The 22,856-nt window shown below is 41.5% G+C and carries 15 protein-coding genes and 1 tRNA gene; 11 read left to right on the forward strand and 5 right to left on the reverse strand.

Annotation, left to right across the window (positions count from 1 at the left end; translation table 11 throughout):
- Positions 1 to 263 precede the first annotated feature (263 nt).
- Entirely contained in the window at positions 264 to 1,577 is a 1,314-nt protein-coding gene (locus V7L31_RS00970) for a TldD/PmbA family protein (protein WP_334694521.1), read from the forward strand.
- A 259-nt stretch (positions 1,578 to 1,836) separates the two neighbouring features.
- On the opposite strand, the gene moaC is transcribed toward V7L31_RS00970, so the two are convergent.
- Positions 1,837 to 2,346 (reverse strand): cyclic pyranopterin monophosphate synthase MoaC, encoded by a 510-nt coding sequence (gene moaC, locus V7L31_RS00975; RefSeq protein WP_334694522.1) that lies wholly within the window; start codon positions 2,344 to 2,346, stop codon positions 1,837 to 1,839.
- A gap of 34 nt (positions 2,347 to 2,380) precedes the next feature.
- Between moaC and V7L31_RS00980 the strand changes: the two genes are divergently transcribed.
- Positions 2,381 to 2,454 (forward strand) — tRNA-Arg (locus V7L31_RS00980).
- Between the two features lie 38 nt (positions 2,455 to 2,492).
- Here V7L31_RS00980 and V7L31_RS00985 read toward each other — a convergent pair.
- The 3 genes from V7L31_RS00985 to V7L31_RS00995 form a co-directional block, all read right to left on the reverse strand.
- Positions 2,493 to 3,746: an MFS transporter gene (locus V7L31_RS00985; protein ID WP_334694523.1), complete on the reverse strand. Its 1,254-nt coding sequence runs from the start codon at positions 3,744 to 3,746 to the stop codon at positions 2,493 to 2,495.
- A gap of 133 nt (positions 3,747 to 3,879) precedes the next feature.
- A complete protein-coding gene (locus tag V7L31_RS00990; protein WP_334694524.1) occupies positions 3,880 to 4,893 on the reverse strand; it encodes a glycosyltransferase family 2 protein in 1,014 nt (337 codons plus the stop codon).
- A gap of 14 nt (positions 4,894 to 4,907) precedes the next feature.
- The gene (locus V7L31_RS00995) at positions 4,908 to 5,612 is read right to left on the reverse strand and encodes a C40 family peptidase (RefSeq protein WP_334694525.1); all 705 of its coding nucleotides are present in this window, start codon (positions 5,610 to 5,612) and stop codon (positions 4,908 to 4,910) included.
- A gap of 9 nt (positions 5,613 to 5,621) precedes the next feature.
- Here V7L31_RS00995 and V7L31_RS01000 point away from each other — a divergent pair, with 9 nt between their 5' ends.
- The 9 genes from V7L31_RS01000 (at position 5,622) to V7L31_RS01040 (ending at position 16,429) form a co-directional block, all read left to right on the forward strand.
- A complete protein-coding gene (locus V7L31_RS01000) occupies positions 5,622 to 6,554 on the forward strand; it encodes a serine hydrolase (RefSeq protein WP_334694526.1) in 933 nt (310 codons plus the stop codon).
- Between the two features lie 310 nt (positions 6,555 to 6,864).
- Entirely contained in the window at positions 6,865 to 8,148 is a 1,284-nt protein-coding gene (locus V7L31_RS01005; RefSeq protein ID WP_334694527.1) for a proton extrusion protein PcxA, read from the forward strand.
- Between the two features lie 303 nt (positions 8,149 to 8,451).
- Positions 8,452 to 8,928, forward strand: a complete 477-nt coding sequence (locus tag V7L31_RS01010) for a hypothetical protein (RefSeq protein ID WP_334694528.1) — start codon at positions 8,452 to 8,454, stop codon at positions 8,926 to 8,928.
- 80 nt (positions 8,929 to 9,008) lie between these two features.
- Complete coding sequence (locus V7L31_RS01015; protein ID WP_334694529.1) at positions 9,009 to 9,878, forward strand: polyphosphate kinase 2 family protein; 870 nt, start codon at positions 9,009 to 9,011, stop codon at positions 9,876 to 9,878.
- Between the two features lie 424 nt (positions 9,879 to 10,302).
- Positions 10,303 to 10,935 carry a chemotaxis protein CheB gene (locus tag V7L31_RS01020; protein ID WP_334694530.1) on the forward strand — a complete coding sequence of 211 codons (633 nt, stop codon included), beginning with the start codon at positions 10,303 to 10,305 and terminating at the stop codon, positions 10,933 to 10,935.
- Between the two features lie 86 nt (positions 10,936 to 11,021).
- Positions 11,022 to 12,917, forward strand: a complete 1,896-nt coding sequence (locus V7L31_RS01025; protein ID WP_334694531.1) for a CheR family methyltransferase — start codon at positions 11,022 to 11,024, stop codon at positions 12,915 to 12,917.
- Positions 12,918 to 13,255: 338 nt separating this feature from the next.
- Positions 13,256 to 15,355: a PAS domain-containing hybrid sensor histidine kinase/response regulator gene (locus tag V7L31_RS01030; protein ID WP_334694532.1), complete on the forward strand. Its 2,100-nt coding sequence runs from the start codon at positions 13,256 to 13,258 to the stop codon at positions 15,353 to 15,355.
- Positions 15,356 to 15,409: 54 nt separating this feature from the next.
- Positions 15,410 to 16,006 carry a tRNA-(ms[2]io[6]A)-hydroxylase gene (locus tag V7L31_RS01035; RefSeq protein WP_334694533.1) on the forward strand — a complete coding sequence of 199 codons (597 nt, stop codon included), beginning with the start codon at positions 15,410 to 15,412 and terminating at the stop codon, positions 16,004 to 16,006.
- Positions 16,007 to 16,024: 18 nt separating this feature from the next.
- Entirely contained in the window at positions 16,025 to 16,429 is a 405-nt protein-coding gene (locus V7L31_RS01040; RefSeq protein ID WP_334694534.1) for a VOC family protein, read from the forward strand.
- Between the two features lie 510 nt (positions 16,430 to 16,939).
- Here V7L31_RS01040 and V7L31_RS01045 read toward each other — a convergent pair.
- Positions 16,940 to 22,435 carry a Calx-beta domain-containing protein gene (locus tag V7L31_RS01045; RefSeq protein WP_334694535.1) on the reverse strand — a complete coding sequence of 1,832 codons (5,496 nt, stop codon included), beginning with the start codon at positions 22,433 to 22,435 and terminating at the stop codon, positions 16,940 to 16,942.
- Positions 22,436 to 22,856: the final 421 nt, after the last annotated feature.

A 22,856-nucleotide genomic window follows, 5' to 3' on the forward strand; every position in this document is an offset into this window, starting at 1 on the left:
GAGATAAAGAGAATAACCATGACCAATGACCAATGACCAATGACTAATGACTAGAAACGTTGAGACATGGCAATGATTTGGGATAATTAACTGCGTCCATCAGTGTTGATCTGTGGTTTCAACGCAACTGCTGAAACATACTGATGATTTTTGGATGGTTATCTGCGTTCATCAGTGGAAAGTCTAATTGTCGGCTTTTGGCAATTTAGACTTTCTTGGACAGCGTTGATATGCGGTTCAAAATCCACAATTCACTAAGGGTCATGGGTTCTGAAAATTTGTCACAAGATACACTAGCAGAACAGCTGCTTGAACTAGCTATAAAATCTGGAGCAGAAGCAGCTGAGGTGTATCAGTCGCGATCGCTTTCTCGTCCAGTGTTTTTTGAGGCAAACCGACTCAAACAGCTAGAAACCAACCAATCTGAAGGTACAGCACTACGGCTTTGGCGAAACGGGCGTCCGGGACTGACGGTAGCTTACGGTTTTGTCACGGCCGAAGTTATGGTGGAAAAAGCTCTGGCACTAAGTCAACTTAATCAACCGGAACCAGTAGAATTAGGCTCTAACTTTCAGCCCTCCTACCCAAATTTAGGGGAAATTGTGCCCATAGAGGTTTTGGTAGATTGGGGCAAAGAAGCGATCGCACTTATCCGTGATTCCTATCCTGATATTGTGTGCAATGGTGATTGGGAATGTGATATTGAAACCACTAGATTAGTCAATACCAAAGGTTTAGATTGTCACTATACTGACACTACCCTCAGTTGCTATGTATCCGCAGAATGGGTACGTGGCGATGATTTTTTGAATGTTGCCGATGGACAAACTCAACGGGGTGGACTCGATCCGAAGAGATTAGCTAACCAAATTTTACAGAGGTTAATTTGGGCTAGAGAAAATATCTCACCTCCGACTGGTCGCATCCCGGTTTTGTTCACTTCTAAAGCTGCTGATATGCTTTGGGGTACTGTGCAAGCAGCGTTAAATGGCAAGCGAGTCTTAGAAGTAGCTTCCCCTTGGGCAGAACACCTGGGTAAGGCAGTAGTTGCACCCAGCCTCACCCTCTACCAAGACCCGGAAGCTGGCCCTTACAGTTGTCCTTTCGATGATGAAGGCACTCCGACTCAATCTTTAGTATTTATCCAAAATGGGGTTTTACAGCACTTCTATGGCGATCGCACCACCGGACGCCAACTCGGTACTAACACCACCGGAAATGGTTTTCGCCCCGGTTTAGGCAGCTATCCCACCCCTGGTTTATTTAATTTTCTCATCCAGCCAGGTTCGGCATCACTACCAGATTTGATTAGACAATTAGATGATGGCTTAATTGTGGATCAAATGCTGGGTGGTGGCGGCAGTATTTCTGGAGATTTTTCAATCAACGTTGATTTAGGCTACCGCGTCCGAAATGGTCACGTAATTGGGCGCGTGAAAGATACTATGGTTGCAGGTAATGTCTACACAGCCCTGAAGCAATTGGTGACACTGGGCAACGATGGTGATTGGAATGGTTCTTGTTATACTCCATCTTTGATAGTAGAAGGGCTATCTACCACAGGGAGAAGCAATTGAAGAAGAATTCAGAATGGGCTACGCCCCGCTGCGCTAACAGAATTCAGAATCAAGACACTCTTGCTTCTTGGTAGGAGGACGCTGACTTTTTTGTTAGTCTGACTTGCGATCGCACAGAAAAACTGTAAGCAACAATTTCAGTTGTAGTCAGTTTACTTGAGACACTGAAAAAGTTGAGTTAAGAGTCAGTGTAGGGAGTGGGGAAGAAGCAAGGGAGAAGAGTTTTCCCCTCCGCCTCTTTTCAATGCCCCAAAATAATTTAGCTTACCGGCGAGAAATAATCTTCTGATTTCCCGCCACTTTTACTTATTAAACGAATGGATTCAATTTGAATCGACTTTTCTAAAGCCTTTGCCATATCGTATAAAGTCAGCGCAGCGACAGAAACGGCGGTTAAGGCTTCCATCTCTACACCGGTTTCAGCTTTGGTTTTGACTGTGGCTTGAATTTGATAACCAGGTAGTTGGGGATCGGGTGTAATTTCGACTGCGATTTTTTGCAAAGGCAAGGGATGACACAGAGGAATTAAAGTTGCTGTTTGTTTGGCTGCCATAATTCCAGCCACTCTTGCAGTTGCCAACACATCCCCTTTTGGGACATTTCCGGCTTGAATGGCAGCGAAGGTGGCTGGTAACATCCGCACATTGGCCGCGGCTACGGCTTGGCGAATGGTGGGTGCTTTATCAGACACATCTACCATTTGCGCCTGTCCTTGGCGATCTAGATGGGTTAAGTTGGCAAAATTAGCTGGAAAATTATCTTGCGCCATTTGGTTAAAACGTGTTAATATAGATTGTCGGTGAGGGCGTGTAGCTCAGTGGACTAGAGCACGTGGCTACGGACCACGGTGTCGGGGGTTCGAATCCCTCCTCGCCCGTTTTTAAAATTTAAGAGTTGAAAGTTAGGAGTGATGAGTTAAATTTCATCACTCCTAAGTTTTAAGTCGTTTAAGGCGTAAGCATCTGGAGCTAAACCTAGTGCGAAGCGTAGGGAGTTGGATAAGTTTTTGCTCGATCGCGTGAGAAAGATCACAAGTGCGAGAAAAGTGATTGCAGCACCGTAACCAAACATATTCCGGTAGCCGACAAGTTCGGCGATGATACCCAAAAGAGGAGCAGCGATCGCAATCCCCATATCAAGTCCAGCGATGCATATAGCAAAAACTTTTCCCCGTTCTTGAGGCAGGGAACGGTCTGCCATCATTGTGATCATCATCGAGATGAGTGTACCACCCCCAGCACCTTCAGCGATCGCAGCCAGTAAGAAAACGATCGCGCTGTGAGCCTGCCACAGCAGTAGTAACGCTATAACGTAGCAAGAAATAGCAAAGGTAATAAATAAACCACGACCGAAGCGATCGCTTGCCTTACCAGAAAATATTCTGATACTAAAACTAGAAATTGCCGCAGCTGTAAAAAACAGTCCGCCATTGAAGTCCAGATTAGTGGATTTGAGGTACAGCGATACAAAGGTATGTATAGCACCAAGGGATAAACCAACCAGCAACATCACTATAGTTGGAACTCTCACCCGTGGACTGATCAAAATTTGCCAAAAGTTGCGATTCCCTCCTTCAGTTTGCTCGTATGTTTGCGCCGGCGGATTAGTGACTTGTACAATCCCCAAGAAGGCGACAAAACCCAATTCAGCAGATAACAAAAATAACGGGCCGTAACCACTTGCAGCTTCTAAATACCCTCCCAAGGCAGGGCCAATTGCTAAACCAATGGGAGTTGTCAGGCTCATATAACCAATGATTTCACCACGAGTTTGGGCGGGAGCTAAATCTGCGACTAAGGCGCTGTAGCCAGTGGTAAAAGCAGCAACACTAATGCCGTGAAAAATCCGCACCAGAATTAACAATCCAATAGATTGGGTTGCTAAGTAACCAAAGGGTGCGATCGTCGCAACTATTGTCCCAATCAGCAAGACAATTTTACGGCTACGTTCATCGGCTAGCCGTCCCAGCGTCGGGCGAGATAGCAATAACCCAATGGCGAAACTGCCCATAACCAGCCCAATTTCTTGCTTGCTTGCGCCCACTTCATCGATGTAAAGCGGTAGGGTTGGTAAGAGCGAAGATATACTCGACCAGAATAATAAACCTGCTGTAAATAAAACAAGCAGGCTAGGCCGTAGTTCGGTGTCAAAGGTATTAAATGATTTCAAGGTAGATGCGATTTAATTGGTCATTAGTCATTTGTCATTAGTCATTTGTCCTTTGTCTAGAGTCAACCAAATATTTACTCTTCATTATTTACTAATGACCAATGACCAATGACTAATGACTACTATTGTTACCTTACTTAACATTTTTTGCTACCACTTCTCGCACGCGATAGATAGGCCGTCCTTGGGATTCGTGGTATGTACGCATGAGTAATTCGGCTAAAAGACCGAAGCAAAACAACTGTACTCCCGTAACAAGTAGGAGAACTGCTAAAATCAGCAAGGGGCGATTGCCAATCATCTCACCGAAAGCCAATTTGACGAAAGTCAAGTAAATGCCGATCGCAGTGCCGGAAAACATTGAAATCAAGCCCAACAGCCCAAAAACGTGCATCGGGCGGGTGAGGAATTTTTTCATAAACAGAATGGTTAACAAATCCATCAATACCCGGAATGTCCGCCAAATTCCATATTTACTGCGGCCAAAGCGACGGGCATGATGACGTACAGGTACTTCGGTAATTCTAGCTCCTTCGATGTACGCCAAAGCAGGTAAAAATCGGTGTAATTCGCCGTAGAGGTTCATATCTGCTAACAGTTCGGGACGATAAGCCTTCAGCGAACAGCCATAGTCATGAATATTCACGCTAGTAGTACGCCGAATTAGCCAATTGGCAATTTTGGAAGGAAGTAACCGATTTACAGCACCATCTTGACGTTTTTGCCGCCAACCACTCACTAAATCGTAACCTTCATCCAGCTTTGCTAATAACATGGGGATATCAGCCGGATCATTCTGGAGATCGGCATCTAAAGTGACGATCGCTTTACCGACTGCATAATAAAATCCCGCAGCCATCGCCGCCGTTTGTCCGTAATTGCGACGCAAAATCACCGCCTTCAAATCAGAACGGATTTGCGCCTCCTGTTTGAGAAAATCCCCAGAACCATCCGTAGAACCATCATCCACACAAATGATTTCATAACTTATCTGACTAGAGGCTAAAGTAGATGCGATCGCTTCTAGTAAAAGCGGCAAACTTTCCACCTCGTCATGTATCGGCACCACCACTGAAACATCTGGGACAATTGCTGAAATCCCCCCATTTTCCCCCATCACCCCTTGATCGACTAACCCACTCCTCATAAGCCTCAGCACCCTCAGCGTCTCTGTGGTTCGTAACTCTTAAAAACTCTACCAGCACCCCGTAGCTGCTGATAATATGACTGACTAACCCGATCTCCCTGTTCCGAAAGAACATCAATCCCAATCCCATCTCGTCCCTGATCTTTCCCAGAACTATGAATATAATAACCATCGGCCAAATAAAGTCCGACATGGGTGGCTTTTTGGCTAGTTCCAAAAAATACCAGATCCCCGGCTACTAATTCGGCAATCGTAATTGGTTGAGTGAATCCTTCCTGTTGATAGGCATCTCTAGGTAGCCAAATCCCTACCGAAGCAAACGCCGCCTGCATCAACCCAGAACAGTCATAATTTGGCCCAACCGTACCACCCCAAAGATAATAATTTGATTGTTGCATCGCTTTTTGGGTAAAGGCGATAATCTCTGTGAGAAATTTTTTAATTTCAGATTCAGAAAATGTTGCCGCCTGATAAGGTACAGTAGCAGGTTGTAATGAATCCACATCTGAGAGAGATACCCATCCCGGATAGTCATCTTCACGTAAATAAACTTCGACTGCTAAATTTTGATAATTTGATGTTACCCATAAATGTCGCCCAGATGCGGCTTGAGTTGCTAAACGCGTACATTCAGGAGAATCATATAAATTCAAGTCAGCTAAACACTGATACTCGCCTGATTTTGGATTTTGGATTTGTGATTTTAGATTAAAGGACATTATTAGAGAATGATTTTTTTTAATAAAGACGATCAACTAGAAAATCTGGGTAATGGCATTTTAGATGCAGCTTGGGCAGAATTTCCAACCTTAGCGCGTAACCAAATTGCCCTGACTTGGGTTGTTTATGATCCTCCAGTGCGAGTAAATACAGGTGGTGCGCTGACTCCTAACGCTTTTTGGGATCACCCAGTTCGTGGTTTTACTTATCGCGGTGTTGAACGGATTTATCCTGCCAGTGTAGTCAAGCTATTTTACCTGGTGGCGGTAAACGAATGGCTAGAAAAAGGCATGACTCAAACTTCCAAGGAGTTGGAACGAGCCTTACGCGATATGATTGTCGATTCTAGTAATGATGCTACTGGCTTGGTTGTGGATATTCTTAGTGGCACTACCTCAGGACCGGAATTACCAACTGGGCCCTTTGAAACCTGGCAATATCAGCGTAACATTGTGAACCGCTATTACCAATCATTGGGTTGGGAAGAACTGGAGACGATTAACGTCTGTCAAAAAACTTGGGGTGATGGCCCTTATGGACGGGAACGGGCATTTGTGGGAGAGTTACTGGAAAATCGCAATATGTTGACCACAAATGCGATCGCGCGCTTACTGCATAGTATTGTTGGTGGGGTAGCGGTTTCAAGTGGGCGATCGCAAGCTATGATGGCTTTACTGAAACGTCCTCTTGATGATTTGTCCCCTGATGCTGAGGAAAATCAGGTGACAGGTTTTTTAGGCGGTGGACTTCCAGAAAATGCTCAAATTTGGTCAAAAGCAGGTTGGACAAGTCAAGTTCGCCATGATGCCGCCTATATTGAGTTACCAGAACAACGTCCCTATCTCTTAGTAGTTTTTACTGAAGGGAAAGCGCAGGCTAAGAGTCAGGCTATTTTGCCCTTTGTTTCTAAACTAGTTGCTGAAGCGATCGCTAGTCTATAATCTACTCCTGTTTCATCGCCAGAATACTTATTTCTTCCTGTGCGTCCTTCTCTGCAAGACGAACCGCGTTACTATTTGTATTGTAAGCGGCATCTTTGGGGTTAATCTGTATGACTCGGTTCTAGTCATCAATTGCCCCCTAGAAATCTTCTAAGTTATCGTGGGCAAAACCAGATTATTGTAGGCATTAAGATACTGGGGATTGTAACCAAATTGCTGTAGTAGTATACTCAATATTTTCAACTAGTTATTACCCATTTTTTATGGTTATATAACTATAATACATATTATCTAAATAGTCATATATGTAATGAAAGATTCATTTGCAAAAACAGCAGAATCACTCCGCCAAAGTTTCAAAGGATATTTGCGATCGCTTAACCGTTGGTTGTTAAATACACCAGAAAGGGCACTCTTAGAAGCTTACCAAGCCGCTCAGAGAATTAAAAGCATTGAGGACGAACATTTCGACCGCAAAAAAATATCCTCACAGTCAGCAAAATATACTGAGAATGTTATGTCTTATTGGCAAGTATATCTCAATAAGAACTTAACTATTATTAAAATCAGGCTGGCAGAATTTCAACTTAGTCGGGGAATTGTCAATATTTCTAATTCTGTTTTGTTAGAGAAACTAAAGGTTATTGATGAAGTCGTAGAAAGATATGCTATCAAAGATGAAATAATTAACAATAGCCCATTAGAATCAACTTCTCAACTTATCACAAATAATCGGAACGTCATAAAAAGACAGCCAAAGTCATCTAACATCAATATTATTGATGTTAAACCTCCAACTCAAACAAATGGGGTGATTCCGGGTTCTATTGGCAGAACAATTCATAAAATCCAAGAAGATTTTGCACCCCAGACAGAAGAAGAATTTATCAGGAATTATCGCATTTCTAAAAGTAGAACAATAATTGCATTGAGATTTTTGGTAATTCTAATTATTGTACCGCTTTTAACTCAATTTTTATCTAAAGAATTTTTAGTAACTCCAATATTACAAAGAGTTAGAGGAGATAATATAACTCAAATTTTCATCAATTCTGACATGGAAAAAGAAGCTCTCCATGAGTTATATAATTTTCAACAATCACTGAGATTTGAATATTTGCTTAATCAAGCACCGCCACTTAGTTCAGAGGTAATACAAGAAAAAATCAAAGACAAAGCTGTTGAAATATCTGAAGAATTTCGTACAAAAAGTAATAGTAATCTTGGTAATGTTTTTGCTGATTTAATCTCACTATTTTCTTTTGGAATAATTATCGCCCTGAGCAAAAGAGAAATTGTAATTCTCAAGTCTTTTATGGATACTATCGTCTATGGTCTTAGTGATAGTGCTAAGGCTTTTTTGATTATTTTGCTTACAGATATATTTGTAGGATTTCACTCACCAGATGGCTGGGAAGTCCTTCTGGCAGGATTAGCAGAACATTTAGGTCTACCAGCTAGTAGAAATGTCATCTTTTTCTTTATTGCTACATTCCCAGTGATTTTAAACACGATCTTTAAATACTGGATATTCCGCTATCTCAGTCGTTTATCTCCTTCAGCATTAGCTACATTAAAAGAAATGGACGAGTAATCGTCGCTTTGCTCCGAATTAAAAATTAAAAATTAAAAATTAATGATCCCCAGAAATTGATTTATGGGCTTGTATCCTTTTCATTTTCGGTCATTGGTCATTAGTATTAATGGCTTAGATTTTACCATCACTTTTTATGAAAATGAACAAAGCGATGTTTTTGTGGCTTTGTGATGAGTTAATGAATTAATTACGAATTACGTAGCTTGCTTCTTGCCAGAGGCGAGTATTACGAATTATTTTGCTACATTTGCCTCCTAATTCGCTAGGCTTATGTATATCCTGGTTCTTCTAAAGCGTGCTATGGATTTTGAAAGCAAAGCCAATAACCCAAGTCCTACAGACAATATAGAGTTTGCTCAACCAACGACTACTCGTAAGCCACTACAGTTATTGCGAGATACTGAGGCTTTGCTACGTCGTCCAACTGTAGCAACACTATCGCCGATTTTGCCACCAAAACTGAGCAATAGATTTCAAAAAACCTCATCTTTTGCAGATGAATCATTTAAGGAACTGGCAGAAATTGACCTAAATACTATTAGTGATTTTGAATTACGTCCGGCACGAATTCTTGTTGGCTTGAGCCTTGTTGGCTTTGGGGCACTCATGATATTAGTGCTACTGCTATACTTAAACACACTGCATCCAGAACTGAGTACAGTTGAGAAAATTCGACAATATTGGTATCAATATGTTTGGTTTGTCAGCTTAGGTGTCACAGGGATGTTTGTCTTGGGTCGTGAAGCAATGCGCCCTATGCCAAAGCGACGAAAATAATTGATTAATAAATTATAATTTTCAGTAATTAATACTTCCAAGTATGCTTGGCTATAATTAGCCATTAGGAGATTTTATATATGAATCATGATGCTTTTATTGTTCCACCAGGTTCAAAAATTTCTCTGAAAAAAAACTATGACCCAGCTTATAAGACTGATTTTCATGAAAAAAGTGATGCCGCAAGCAAATTACAGAAAGACATTGAACGACTAGCTAATTACCAAAATATTCTCTACGCTCAAAACACTTATTCTTTGTTACTTATTTTTCAAGCAATGGATGCTGCTGGCAAAGATAGCACTATTAAACACGTGACTTCTGGTGTGAACCCACAAGGATTTCAAGTGTTTAGTTTTAAGGGGCCAAGTGCGGAAGAATTAGACCATGATTATCTGTGGCGCTCAATGAAAGCTCTGCCAGAAAGAGGTCGAATTGGTATATTCAATCGTTCTTACTATGAAGAAGTGTTAGTAGTTCGTGTCCACCCAGAAATGCTGAAAAAACAGCAACTTCCCCACTTTCCTGAGGAGAAAAAGATATGGAAACAGCGTTTTCAAGAAATTAATAATTTTGAAAAATATTTGGTAAATAATGGTGTGATTATCCTGAAATTTTTTCTAAATGTCTCGAAATCAGAGCAGAAAAAACGCTTTTTAGAACGGATAGAATTACCTGAAAAAAACTGGAAATTTTCAGATAATGATGTCAGAGAACGAGCTTTTTGGGATGATTATATGAATGCTTATGAAGAAGTTTTTAACAACACTAGTACTAAATGGGCTCCGTGGTATATTATTCCTGCCGATCGCAAATGGTTTACACGCCTGACTGTTGCCAATATCATCTGCACAAAATTAGAAGAATTAAATCTGCAATACCCGACAGTTAGTGAAGAACATAAGCAGCAACTTTTAGAGGCGAAACGCATTCTAGAGGAGGAAGATTAACATATCAAGGTGATAGGTAAGTAGGTGGATGTAATTCACGGTTGGTTTGATTCCTTACTCCTAAAACATTGGTTTGGCGTTGCTTTCCCGCCCTGAAATAAATTTTGGGCTAATAGCTCAAGTCCGTTGAAACGGGCCCAAAGCAGAGTAATCAAGAATGATGGTTAGACCCTCTATTAATTCGCCCAAAACTTTTCAAACATTCTCTAAGAGTTGCAATCGCAAAGACTGAGATTGCTACGCTCCACTTTGTTCGCCTCGCAATGACATTTTATATTTAATTGCGTCTACTTACTTAAAAGCAAAAAAGCTAAAAGTAGTTCAGATATATTGTATAATTTACTGAAGCAATGATAAAAATTGTAACTTTATTAATGCTATCTGTAACTAAAAAAGTTAGGCAGATAGTCATAGATGGAAAATCATGATTCAGATGGCAGAAAATGCCAACAATCATCCACCTCAGTTTACTAATACTGCCTTTGATATAGTAGCGATCGCAGCCTCAGCAGGCGGTCTGACTGCTCTAGTTAAAGTGTTATCAACTCTACCTGCTAAATTTCCAGCTGCGATCGCTATTGTGCAACACCTTGCTCCAGCACATCCGTCGTTCATGGCAGAAATTCTCAGTCGGCGGACGGCTATTATCGTCAAACAAGCACAAGAAGGAGATCGTCTGACCCCAGGAACGGCTTACGTTGCCCCACCCAATCGTCACCTGTTGGTTAATAGTAACGGCACTCTTTCCTTATCACAGTCGGAATTAGTACATTTTTTACGTCCTTCGGCTGATTTATTATTTGAATCGGTTGCAGCTATTTATCAAGATAGGGCGATCGCTATTGTACTGACTGGAACAGGTAGCGATGGCGCGATGGGAGTAGAAGCGATTAAAAAAATGGGTGGTACTATTATTGTTCAAGACATAAAAACCGCCGAATTTTCCGGGATGCCCTCTGCTGCCATTCAAACAGGCAACATAGATTTTATTCTCCGCCTCGATGAAATTTCCAGCACCCTGGTGACTTTGGTCATGGGGAATGTTGAAATCAACTGAGATATTGCATCGTCAGAATTAATTTTGAGGTTAATAGATAAAAAATACTTTTAATCTAAAATCCCAAATCTAAAATCCAAAATGGTATGACTTCTGCCGAAAGAGATCCCAAATTTGAAAATCTACTGATTTATCTCAGACAAAGCCGGGGATTTGATTTTACAGGCTATAAACGCTCGACTTTGATCCGTCGGGTACTCAAGCGGATGCAGTCATTAACTATAGAAAATTTTGAAGAATATCAAGACTATCTAGAAGTTTATCCAGAAGAATTCAATTATCTTTTTAACACTATCCTAATTAACGTTACTGCTTTTTTTCGAGATTCATCAGCTTGGGAATATATCGCAGAAGAAATTCTACCTAATCTGATTAGAAATAAAAAAACTTCTGACCAAATTCGCATCTGGAGCGCTGGCTGTGCTTCTGGAGAAGAAGCTTATACCCTAGCAATGTTGATGGCTGAAATATTGGGAGCAGAGGAATTTCGCCAACGAGTGAAAATCTACGCTACAGATGTAGATGAAGATACTCTCAACCAAGCTAGGCAAGCTGTATATTCAGCCAAAGATGTCCAAACAGTGCCAGATGAACTGCGCCAGAAATACTTTGAAATTGTCGGCAATCGCTATGTTTTCCGGCAAGATTTGCGTCGCTCAGTGATTTTTGGTCGCCACGATTTACTTCAGGATGCGCCTATTTCACGGTTAGATTTGCTAGTCAGCCGCAATACATTAATGTATTTTAATTCTGAGACTCAAGGGCGAATTCTGGCCCGGTTTCACTTTGCACTCAATGATAATGGCTTTCTGTTTTTGGGAAAAGCAGAGATGCTATTGATGCATTCTAGTCTGTTTCTACCACTGGACTTGAAAAACCGGATATTTACTAAAGTATCAACGGTGAATCTACGCGATCGCCTCTTAGTTATGGCAAATTCAGTAGATGATGAATCTAGCAGCCGTTTGGCTAGACATCTCCGGTTGCGAGACATGGGTTTTGACACAGCCCCAATCGCCCAGATAATCATTGATATCAATGGCACTCTGGTAATGGTAAACGAGCAAGCGCGGACTTTGTTCGCCCTTTCCCCCAAAGATTTAACTCGTCCCTTCCAGGATCTAGAACTTTCTTATCGACCGGTTGAATTGCGATCGCTAATTGAACGGGCTTATACTGAACGCCGCCCTGTGAGCCTCACAAATATAGAGCGCTATTTGTCTAATACAGAAACTCAATATCTGGATGTGCAAATTACGCCTTTACAAGAAACAGACACCAGCTTTTTAGGGGTCAGTATCTCATTTCATGATGTCACCCGTTATATTCAACTCCAAGATGCCTTGCAACGTTCCCAACAGGAATTAGAAACTACTAATGAAGAACTCCAATCTACCAATGAAGAATTAGAAACTACTAATGAAGAACTCCAATCTACCAATGAAGAATTAGAAACTACTAATGAAGAACTCCAATCGACTAATGAAGAATTGGAGACGATGAATGAAGAACTTCAATCGACTAATGAAGAATTACAGACAATTAATAATGAACTGAGCGAGCGCACCACAGAACTAAATCGCACAAACATTTTTCTCGTCTCTATTCTCAGAAGTTTCCAAACGGGAATCGTGGTAATTGATAGCAGCTTTATTATCTCTATTTGGAATTACATGGTAGAAGATTTATGGGGTTTGCGAACTGATGAAGTGATTGGAAAGTCTATCTTCAGCCTAGATATTGGGCTACCTGTTGAGCAGTTGCGATCGCCTATTCGCGACTCTCTATCTGGGAAAAAACAGTTTCAAGAAATGATCCTCGATGCTACCAATCGCCGGGGTAGGCAAATAAAATGTTACTTAGCAATAACTCCGCTACTTGGCATTGAAATGCGAGGAGCAGTTTTGATGATGGTAGATATAGAGAGAGTCAATAGTATGATTTCTACTCAAGAAATGGAGGAACGGCAGCAACAGGAATAACAATTAAAGATTGGGATTTAAACTTCGACTGTAGCAAGCTCCTAGGATAACTGATGCTGCTATATGATGTAGAGGTATCAAACCCTTTAATTTAGCGATAAAAATGCTGAAGGGCATTATATCAAGGGAATTCCAAGAAATAATTATCCAATATTGTGGGGCGGGCAACATGAGCGCCCAGTCCATTGGGCGCTCATGTTGCCCGCCCCACAGGAATTAATTAGATATTTTTTATTTGGAAGTCCTAAACTCTTGCTCACTCTGGTCGCTTTACTGAAGCAGAGGTCAGTTTTCCTTCTGCGTTTCTTGAGCAAAGCAATCATTAGAGAAGACTACAAATGACTAAGGAAAATTTTAAACAAGCGATTGTCAAAGCGCATCAACGACTGGAAAATCTCTCACAGCTTGCAAGTCTGGCGGCAGAGAAATATATAGGACAGGATTCTCATAGAGAGCTTTTGCAACAAGCGATGACCGAAATCTCTATTTCTCTGGAAGAGTTACAGCAACAAAATGAGGAATTGATCAATACACGTCATTTGCTAGAAGCAGAAAGCCAACGTTATTACGATTTATTTAACTTTGCCCCAGATGGTTACTTGCTTACAGATGCGACTGGAATTATCCAGGAAGCTAACTATGCTGCGGCTCAGTTATTGAAGGTGCGCCAATCTTACCTGATTGGTAAACCACTGGCTGTATTTGTGCATCAGACACAACGGCAGAAATTTCGTCAAATTATGCTGCAATTGCAACAGCAGGGGCAAATCCGCAGAGAAGAGTTACAGATTTTTCATGAAGAAGGAAGTACAGACTTTCCCGCAGAACTAACAGCGATCGCTGTGCAAGATAGTCAGGGTAAAACTGGAAACTTGCGCTGGTTATTCAGAGATGTTAGCGAACAGCAAGCTGCGCTACGCGAACGTCATCAGCAAGACCAGAAAATTCGCGAACAAGCTGCCCTATTAGACATTACAACAGATGCAATTATTGTAGAAGATTTACACAACCAAATCTTATTCTGGAACCAAGGCGCAGAAAAGATGTACGGCTGGCAAGTTCAGGAAGCTCAAGGAAACAACGCCTGGGAACTTTTATTCAAAAAAACCTCACCTCTACTATTAACGGCTCAGAAAACTGTTATTGAGCATGGAACATGGCAGGGAGAGTTGCATAAATTTAGAAAAGATGGTGTGGAAAGAATTATTACTAGCCGCTGGACGTTGATGCTTGATGCCGTCGGCTTGCCTAAATCAATCCTGATTATTGACACCGATATTACCGAGAAAAAACAACTCGAAACTCAGCTATTGCGTAGTCAACGTTTAGAAAGCTTAGGCACTCTCGCTAGCGGTATCGCTCACGATCTCAACAATCTTCTGACTCCAATCATGGGAATTGTTCATCTCCTACCCCTAAAATATCCCCATTTTGATGACGTTTCGCTGCAAATGCTGAAGATGCTAGAAACCAATGCCAAACGGGGCGGTGATTTGGTGGGGCAAATTTTGTCATTTACCGGTGGTTATGAAAGAGAACACACAATCGTACTTGTATCGCAACTCATCGAAGACATCAAGCAGATAGCCCAACAAGCATTTCCCAAATTGATCGATATCAAAACAGATATAGCGCCAAATGTCGGGATGGTTGTCGGAGACAGCACCGCACTGCATCAGATATTAATGAACCTAGTAGTCAATGCTCGTGATGCTATGCCTTATGGCGGTAACCTCTGTATTTCTGCCGCCAAGGTGTTCATTGATGAAAACCATGCCAGGATGCACATTGGGGCAACAGTTAATTCCTATGTGAGGATTACAGTTACGGATACTGGAGTTGGGATTCCCTCAAAAATTATCGATCGGATTTTTGATCCCTTTTTCACTACTAAAGAAGTGGGTAAGGGTACAGGACTGGGTTTATCTATATTGATGGGCATCGTCAAAAGCCACGGTGGTTTTGTGGAAGTAGCCAGCGAAGTCGGAATTGGGACAAAATTCCAAGTATACCTGCCAAGCAAGGAGGGCAGCATTTCTCAAGTAATAGATGAGATAGAACTGTCAAGAGGCCACGGAGAATTGATTTTAGTTGTCGATGATGAAGTAGCTATTACTCAGATCACCAAAACCACATTGGAATTCTCTAACTACAAAGTATTGACTGCCCAAAATGGGATTGAGGCCATTGCCCTGTACACCGAGCATAAAGATGAAATTAGGCTGGTGGTAATGGATATGATGATGCCGTTAATGGGTGGAGAGACAACCATCAGCACCTTGCAAATCATCAACCCGCAAGTGCAAATTATTGCCATAAGTGGATTAGCTAGGTCTGAGGCATTAGTACAAACTATGGGTACTAGTATCCAAGGCTTTTTAGTAAAACCTTTCACCGCCAATGAATTATTGAGCCTTGTTCAAACAATCTTCCGTTAAAATCAATTTGCGAGGATACTCAGCTAAATTAAAATTCTGGAGTTTTCTGACTCTGTGCTTACTCAGTTACCAACTATCAACGTCCTGAAACAGCCCACTAGTTCTGCTTGGGTTGAACAAGCGATCGCTAACTTAGATATTATTTTACTCGATCACTCCCACTGTGAACGCAAAGCCGCAGGCGTAGCCTTAAACATGATGTTTCGCTACCCTTCTAATACTAAAATGGTGCGAGAACTAACTGCGATCGCCCGCGAAGAACTAGAACACTTTGAACTAGTTAACCAATGGTTAGAACGCCGGAATATTCCCCTAGCTCCCCTACCACCGCCTCCCTACGGCGCGGGTTTAAAAGCTGCTGTACGCCCCAAAGAACCTGAGCGATTTCTAGATTCCTTACTAGTCACTGGTTTAATCGAAGCTCGTTCTCACGAACGTCTGGGACTTTTAGCTGCTCACTGTCCAGAGCCAGAGTTAGCAAAATTTTATCGTGGGCTAATGGCATCCGAAGCGCGTCACTACGGTATATATTGGGTTTTAGCTGCTACTTACTTCGACAGAGAAATAGTCATGCAACGGCTTGATGAATTGGCAACTGTCGAAAGCGAGTTGCTGGCGACTTTGCACCCAGAACCGAGAATTCACAGTTAGTAGACCAAGGGAACAGATATGAAGCTTCAGTTAACACACCTGAGACTACTTGTCTCAAACTATAAAGATTCTTTTCTGTTCTACCGGGATCTGCTAAAATTTGATGTCGATTGGGGCGATGAAGATAGCGGATATGCTGAGTTTAATACCGGATATCTCAAGCTGGGTTTGTTTAAAAAAGAATTAATGGCTGAAGTAGTCCCCAGAATCGAACAGCCTTCTTATGTTGCCAGTCGAGATAAAACTGTGTTAATTTTCGCAGTCGATAACGTGGATGAAGTCTATGAGCAAGTAAAAGCTCAGAATGCGATCGTTGTAACTGAACCACAAGACCGCTCAGACTGGGGAATTCGCACAGCCCATTTTCGCGATCCTGATGGCAATCTCATCGAAATCTACAACAATCTTGGAATTATCAGTTAATTACAGTTTTAATCAGGCTCACTTCGATAATTCAGGTTCACTGTCTATTGTATAGATGGTGGCTTTTTCTTTCTGACTTTATTCATTTAACCAAGGAACAACAGACCGAAATTGTACCAGGTTCAGCAATAGCAGCTTTTGTCAACTGACCGCCAAAATCAAACCTACAGTTTTGGTATGTGTCACATTTTTATACTCAAAAGCTATCCTTCAAAAATATCTTAGTACGGCATTTCATTAATTCGTAGCAAATTAAATTTGGCAATACCTGATAATATTAAGGCATCGACTTGCATTAAAAACGCTACGCTTTTATATCATGTTCTTAATGCTTAGGGACTGACAAATAAAAAAATATCCAATTAACTCTTGTGGGGTGGGCATCTTGCCATCGGTGTCAAGTTAAGGCAGAAGTCCAAATGTCAAGTGACCTGGCGGCGTTGCATCGGTGTCGCGCTCGTACAGCTTTGACATTCTGAATTCTGACTCCTGTTTTACATAGTATTAAAATTAAAAAACTTGGTGGTCATCATTGATGATAGTACCGACTGCTTGGTTATTAGCAAAGGTAGCATTTGCCGCGCCATAGATATTGACAAAAAATGTTTCATCGGCTTCAACTTTATTATCACCTCTAACGCCAATACTAATAGTTTTACTCGTATCACCAGGGTTGAAAACAATTGTCCCCAAACCAAAATTGTAATCTGAGTCAGATTCTTGGGCAGTACCATCACTCGTGCTATAACTTACGGCTATCGGTTGATAGAATTCACTAGAGAGAGTGACAACAAAATTAGCATTAGTTGTCATCCCTGTTGTGCCTTCTTTGAGTGATGCATCTGCAATGCTGATGCTTGGAGGTTGGTCATCATTTATGATAGTAGCCACTCCCAAACTATCAGTAATTGTGGCATTTGTAGCACCGAAGAGATTGACAGAAAATGTCTCGTTGGTTTCAGCTTTATTGTCACCGATGACACCAATACCAAGAGTTTTGCTAGTTTCCCCAGGAGCAAAAATAATCATCCCAGAAGCAGAATTGTAATCAGAGTCAGAAACTTTAGCAGTACCATCACTCGTATTGTAATTTACAGTAACTTGCTGCAAACTCGCTGCGGAGAGAGTGACGATAAAGTTAGCATTAGTGGTTGTGCCTGTGTTACCTTCTGCAACTGAAACATCCGAGATACTGACAGTTGTTGGGTTGTCATCATTAATGATAGTACCAACTCCTAAATTATCTGCGATCGCAGCATTTGTCGCACCCGAAAGATTGACAGCAAACGTCTCGTTGGTTTCAGCTTGATTATCGCCGATGACACCAATACTAAGAGTTTTGCTAGTTTCACCAGGAGCGAAAGTAATCGTCCCTAGAGCCGAATTGTAATCAGAGTTAGCAACTTGAGCAGTACCATCACTCGTGTTGTAATTTACAGTAACTTGCTGATAGCTGGGATTAGAGAGACTAATAGTAAAGTTAGCGTTAGTTGTTGTACCTGTGTTGCCTTCTGCAACTGAGACATCCGAGATACTGATAGTTGGTTGGTTGTCATCGTTGATGATAGTACCAACTCCTAAGCTATCACTAATTGTGGCATTAGTCGCACTCAAAAGATTTACAGCAAATGTCTCGTCAGTTTCAAATTTGTTATCACCGATGACACCAATACTAAGAGTTTTGCTAGTTTCCCCAGGAGCAAAAATAATCGTCCCTAGAGCCGAATTGTAATCAGAGTCAGCAATATTAGCAGTACCATCACTCGTGTTATAATTTACAGTAACTTGCTGATAGCTGGGATTAGAGAGAGTAATCGTAAAGTTAGCGTTAGTTGTTCCTGTATTGCCTTCTGCAACTGAGACATCCGAAATGCTGATAGCTGGTTGGTTGTCATCGTTGATGATAGTACCAACTCCTAAATTATCTGCGATCGTGGCATTTGCCGCGCCAAAAAGATTTACAGCAAATGTCTCGTCGGCTTCAGTTTGGTTATCGCCGATGACACCAATGCTAATAACTTTGCTGGTTTCGCCAGGATTGAAAGTAATCGTCCCGGAAGCAGAGTTGTAATCAGAGTCAGCAACTTGAGCAGTACCATCACTTGTGTTGTAATTTACAGTAATTTGCTGATAACTGGGATTAGAAAGACTAATAGTAAAATTAGCGTTAGTTGTTGTGCTTGTATTGCCTTCATTAACAGAGACATCCGAGATGCTGATAGTTGGTTGATTGTCATCATCAATGATGGTAGCAACTCCTAAATTATCTGCGATCGTGGCATTAGTCGCACCCAAAAGATTGACAGAAAATGCCTCGTTGGTTTCAGCTTTGTTATCACCGATGACACCAATGCTAAGAGTTTTAGTAGTTTCGCCAGGATTGAAAGTAATCGTCCCGGAAGCAGAGTTGTAATCAGAGTCAGCAACTTGAGCAGTACCATCACTCGTGTTGTAATTTACAGTAACTTGCTGATAGCTGGGATTAGAAAGACTGATAGTAAAGTTAGCATTAGTCGTTGTACCTGTATTGCCTTCACTAACAGAGACATCTGAGATACTGATAGTTGGTTGATTGTCATCATTGATGATGGTAGCAACTCCTAAACTATCAGTAATTGTGGCATTTGTCGCACCTAAAAGATTGACAGAAAATGTCTCATTGGTTTCAAATTTGTTATCGCCTACAACACCAATGCTAAGGGTTTTACTGGTTTCGCCAGGATTGAAAGTAATCGTCGCCGGAGTAGAATTGTAATCTGAGTCAGCAGCATTAGCAGTGCCGTCACTTGTGTTGTAATTTACAGTAATCTGTTGAGAACTGGGATTAGAAAGAGTGATAGTGAAGTTAGCGTTATTTGTTGCACCTGTGTTTCCTTCAGTAACCGAGACATCCGAGATGCTGATAGTTGGTTGGTTGTCATCGTTGATGATGGTTGCTGTGGCTGAATTGTTAGTAATTGTGGAACTTTCCGGCGCAGTTGTGAGGTTGGGGTTACTCAGGGTAACAGTAATGTCTTCATTAAGTTCAAAAGTGTTGTCACCCAAAACATCGGCTGTAATTGTCTTTGTAGTTTCCCCAACGGCAAAGCTTAAAGTTCCAGATGCAGCATTCCCTCCACCCGTAACTTGAATATTGTTATAGTCACTGCCAAAAGTTGCCGTACCGTTAAAAGCATAATCTACGGTGCTAGCAACGCCAATACCACCACTGCGAGTAACCGTAAAGCTAACAGCTTGAGTACCGCTATTACCTTCTGTTAAAGTTGAGGTAGGAGTGGAAATTGCATATTGAATCGCATCATTAGCAGCAATATTTAAAGTAGTTTCAGTTATTGTCCCCAAATCCGCTCCTGTTAGCGTACCGAAGTTGAGTACAACTGTCTCTGTATTCTCAGGTAAATCGTCTGGGTTAATAGTAAAAGTAATTAGCTGTGTTAAATTTGCGCCTGTTGCTCCAGCAGCAAAAGAGATAGTAGTAGGGGAAAAAGTGTAATCGTTGCCACTAGTAGCCGTACTACTATTTTTGACGACAATAGGAACTGTGACAGCTGTTTCAGGAGAGGCATTTAAAGTAACAGAAATAGTTACTGTAGTGGCGGTACTATCTTCTGTTGTATTGTACGTAGCAGCACCAAAGTTGACTTTTGGAAGCACATATTCAAATGCTCCAATGTCAATTCTCCCACTTTCAATACGGTTAAAATCTATACCGCGTTGGTCAGTAGTTAAACCACCACTGTAAGCCGGATCGCCTGCATTCCTGGCAGGACTAGAAAAGCTTAGAGCGTGAGTTTGTGTAGAGCCACCGTAATCTCCTAGCGGTTTGAGTCCAGGATTGGGGTTAATAATATCTGTACCCGTGCCCAGAGTCCCAGACGATTTACCGGCAATTTTGCCAATCAGGTTGTAAGCATTACCATTGAAGTTGTTACCAAAGACATCGGCTCCTTGATTACCTGGGTCAATATTGCCAGCAATGATGCTATTACTGATGCTGGCCGTGCCCCCAGATTTATAAATACCGCCACCATCACCTTGGGCATTGTTATCACTATCAGCAATGTTGCCAAATATAGTGCTATTGCCGACTGTTGTATTGTTAGTGCTGTAGATGCCCCCACCATGAGTTTTTGCTGTGTTGCTAGAAATAGTGCTATTGCTGATCGTGACACTACCGTTACTACCGTTACTGAAAATGCCGCCGCCATTGCTGTTCGCAGTGTTACTAGAAAGAGTACTATTGCTAACTGTGGCATTGGTGCTGTATATACCTCCCCCAAGGTTCGCTATGTTGCCAAAAATACTGCTATCGGTGACTGTGGCACTACTGCTGTAGATACCGCCGCCGCTAGTGCTGGCAGTGTTGCCAGAAATACTGCTATCGCTGACTGTGACACTACTACTGCTGTAAATGCCGCCGCCACTAGTGCTGGCAGTGTTGCCAGAAATACTGCTATCGCTGACTGTGACACTACTGGTGCTGTAAATGCCGCCACCATTATTTACTGAATTTCCCCCAGTTATGTTCAACCCATCAATTGAGAGGGAGGCACTAGCATTAAAAACACGGGAAGTATTGTTACCACTGATGGTAAGTTTATTAGCCCCAGTTCCTTGAATGATCACTCCTTCAGTAATATTCAATTCCCCAGAAGTGAGGGTAATGGTGTCGGGGGTGGCATCACCGAATATTCCAGTCGTATCAAAGATGATTGTCTCAATCCCTGGATCATTATTGGCATTGATAATAGCTTGCCTTAAGGAGCCAGCACCGCTATCATTAGTGTTAGTTACTATATAAGTGGTGCCATCTACTTTGACAGATACATCGTCAATGGCTAAACCATGATCGTTGCCTCCATCATCTATATCTTCCCAACGTAATATAATCTCTTCACCGTTAGCTATTGGGGTAGCTAGATTAACTACTACAGGCGCTATGACAGTTCGATTGGCAATTTGATTGCCAATTAAGGGGCCTGCGGTCGCAGTTGCAATTGGCCCGGTGAAATCTAGCGATGTGACAGGTGTCCATGTTCCTGTTGTTAAACTTGCAACAGTTGACCCAGTTTGATAACTAAATTTCAGCTGTTGCGGCGATGTATTGCCACCATTACGCCATTGCTCACCTGTATAATTTACTTGCAAGCTAGTAATTGGTGAACCGGTGTTGTTTTGGAGGCGCAACCCATAATAAATAGTTCCTGTAGTACCGGAAGCTACAGAACCAAGTGCCCGATCTGTGGTCGTACCAAAACTGTACATTGCACCTGTATTATTAGTGCCAGAACCAGCGTTATAAGTAGTTCTTGTGGAATACCAGCCTGGAATGGTTGAATCATTAGTCCAAGCAATAGATGTTCCAGAGGCAGCTAATTTGTTGAAGTTTTGAGAGTATGTGCCAGTAAAACTAACTGACCCTGGTACAGATGGCAAAATAGACTTGTAAGCCTCTATGACTTCAGATTTAAAAGCCAGGGAAGCCTCAATTTTTCCTGTCTTCACTTCTAAATCCCAGTTGCCACCTAAAGCTGCACTTCCGGTTTTGTCTGTGGAAGCGGCAACATCAGCACCAGTTATTCGGCTAATCTGCTGTACAAATTTTGTGCCTTCACCACTGGCTACATCACAGCCATACAGCAAAATATCAGCATTCTCAGTTAAAACACTTGCCCATTTTTGTAACTGATTTGCATAGCTATCCAGGTTACTGAGGTTGAGGTTGCCTGACCCTAATTGCAAACTCCCCGCACTTCCGTGAGAAACAATATGAATTGATTGGACTGAATTTGATTTACGTTTTTCCAGAAACTCGGTGATTTGTGCTAAACCATCTCTATTGGGATCAAGAATAACGACTTCACTACCGAGGATGATACCAGCTACTAAGCTTTGGTAATCTATAACTTTTGGATCTATGAAAACAATATTTGTGCTTGCTTCTAGTAATTTTTTAGTAGAATGATTTCTGATTGGATAGTGATAACTCTCTGGCTGTTTTGTCATAATCCTTAAATAGAAATTTAGATTGAATAAGATATTTGTTAGCTTTAACTTGGTAATGTTTTTCGTCCAGAACAAAACGGAAAGTGAATGGCTTTGCATTCGCTTTCATTGTCAAATTAAGTCGGAGATTTAACCTTTTAGCTAATGGGTTAAAGCCGTAATATTTTTAATTTTTATATAACCAAGCCCACCTTCAATAAAGTTAGCTATTTTTTAGTCATAGCTTTTCTTTATAGCAATTTATACTAAGTCTAATGACAAGGCAACTGCATTTCCACCTAAATCGTGATGGATTGACTGAAATTTGAGTAGATTAGTTTATTAATAGTTATGGTGCTACTAATGCTTTTTGGATAGCTAAAACTGCGGCTTGGTGCGATCGCATATTTCTAGTTTCCGCAAGATAGCAGTGACAGGTTTA

The organism is Nostoc sp. (assembly GCF_036916655.1).
In the GTDB taxonomy this organism is placed as follows: Bacteria; Cyanobacteriota; Cyanobacteriia; order Cyanobacteriales; family Nostocaceae; genus Nostoc.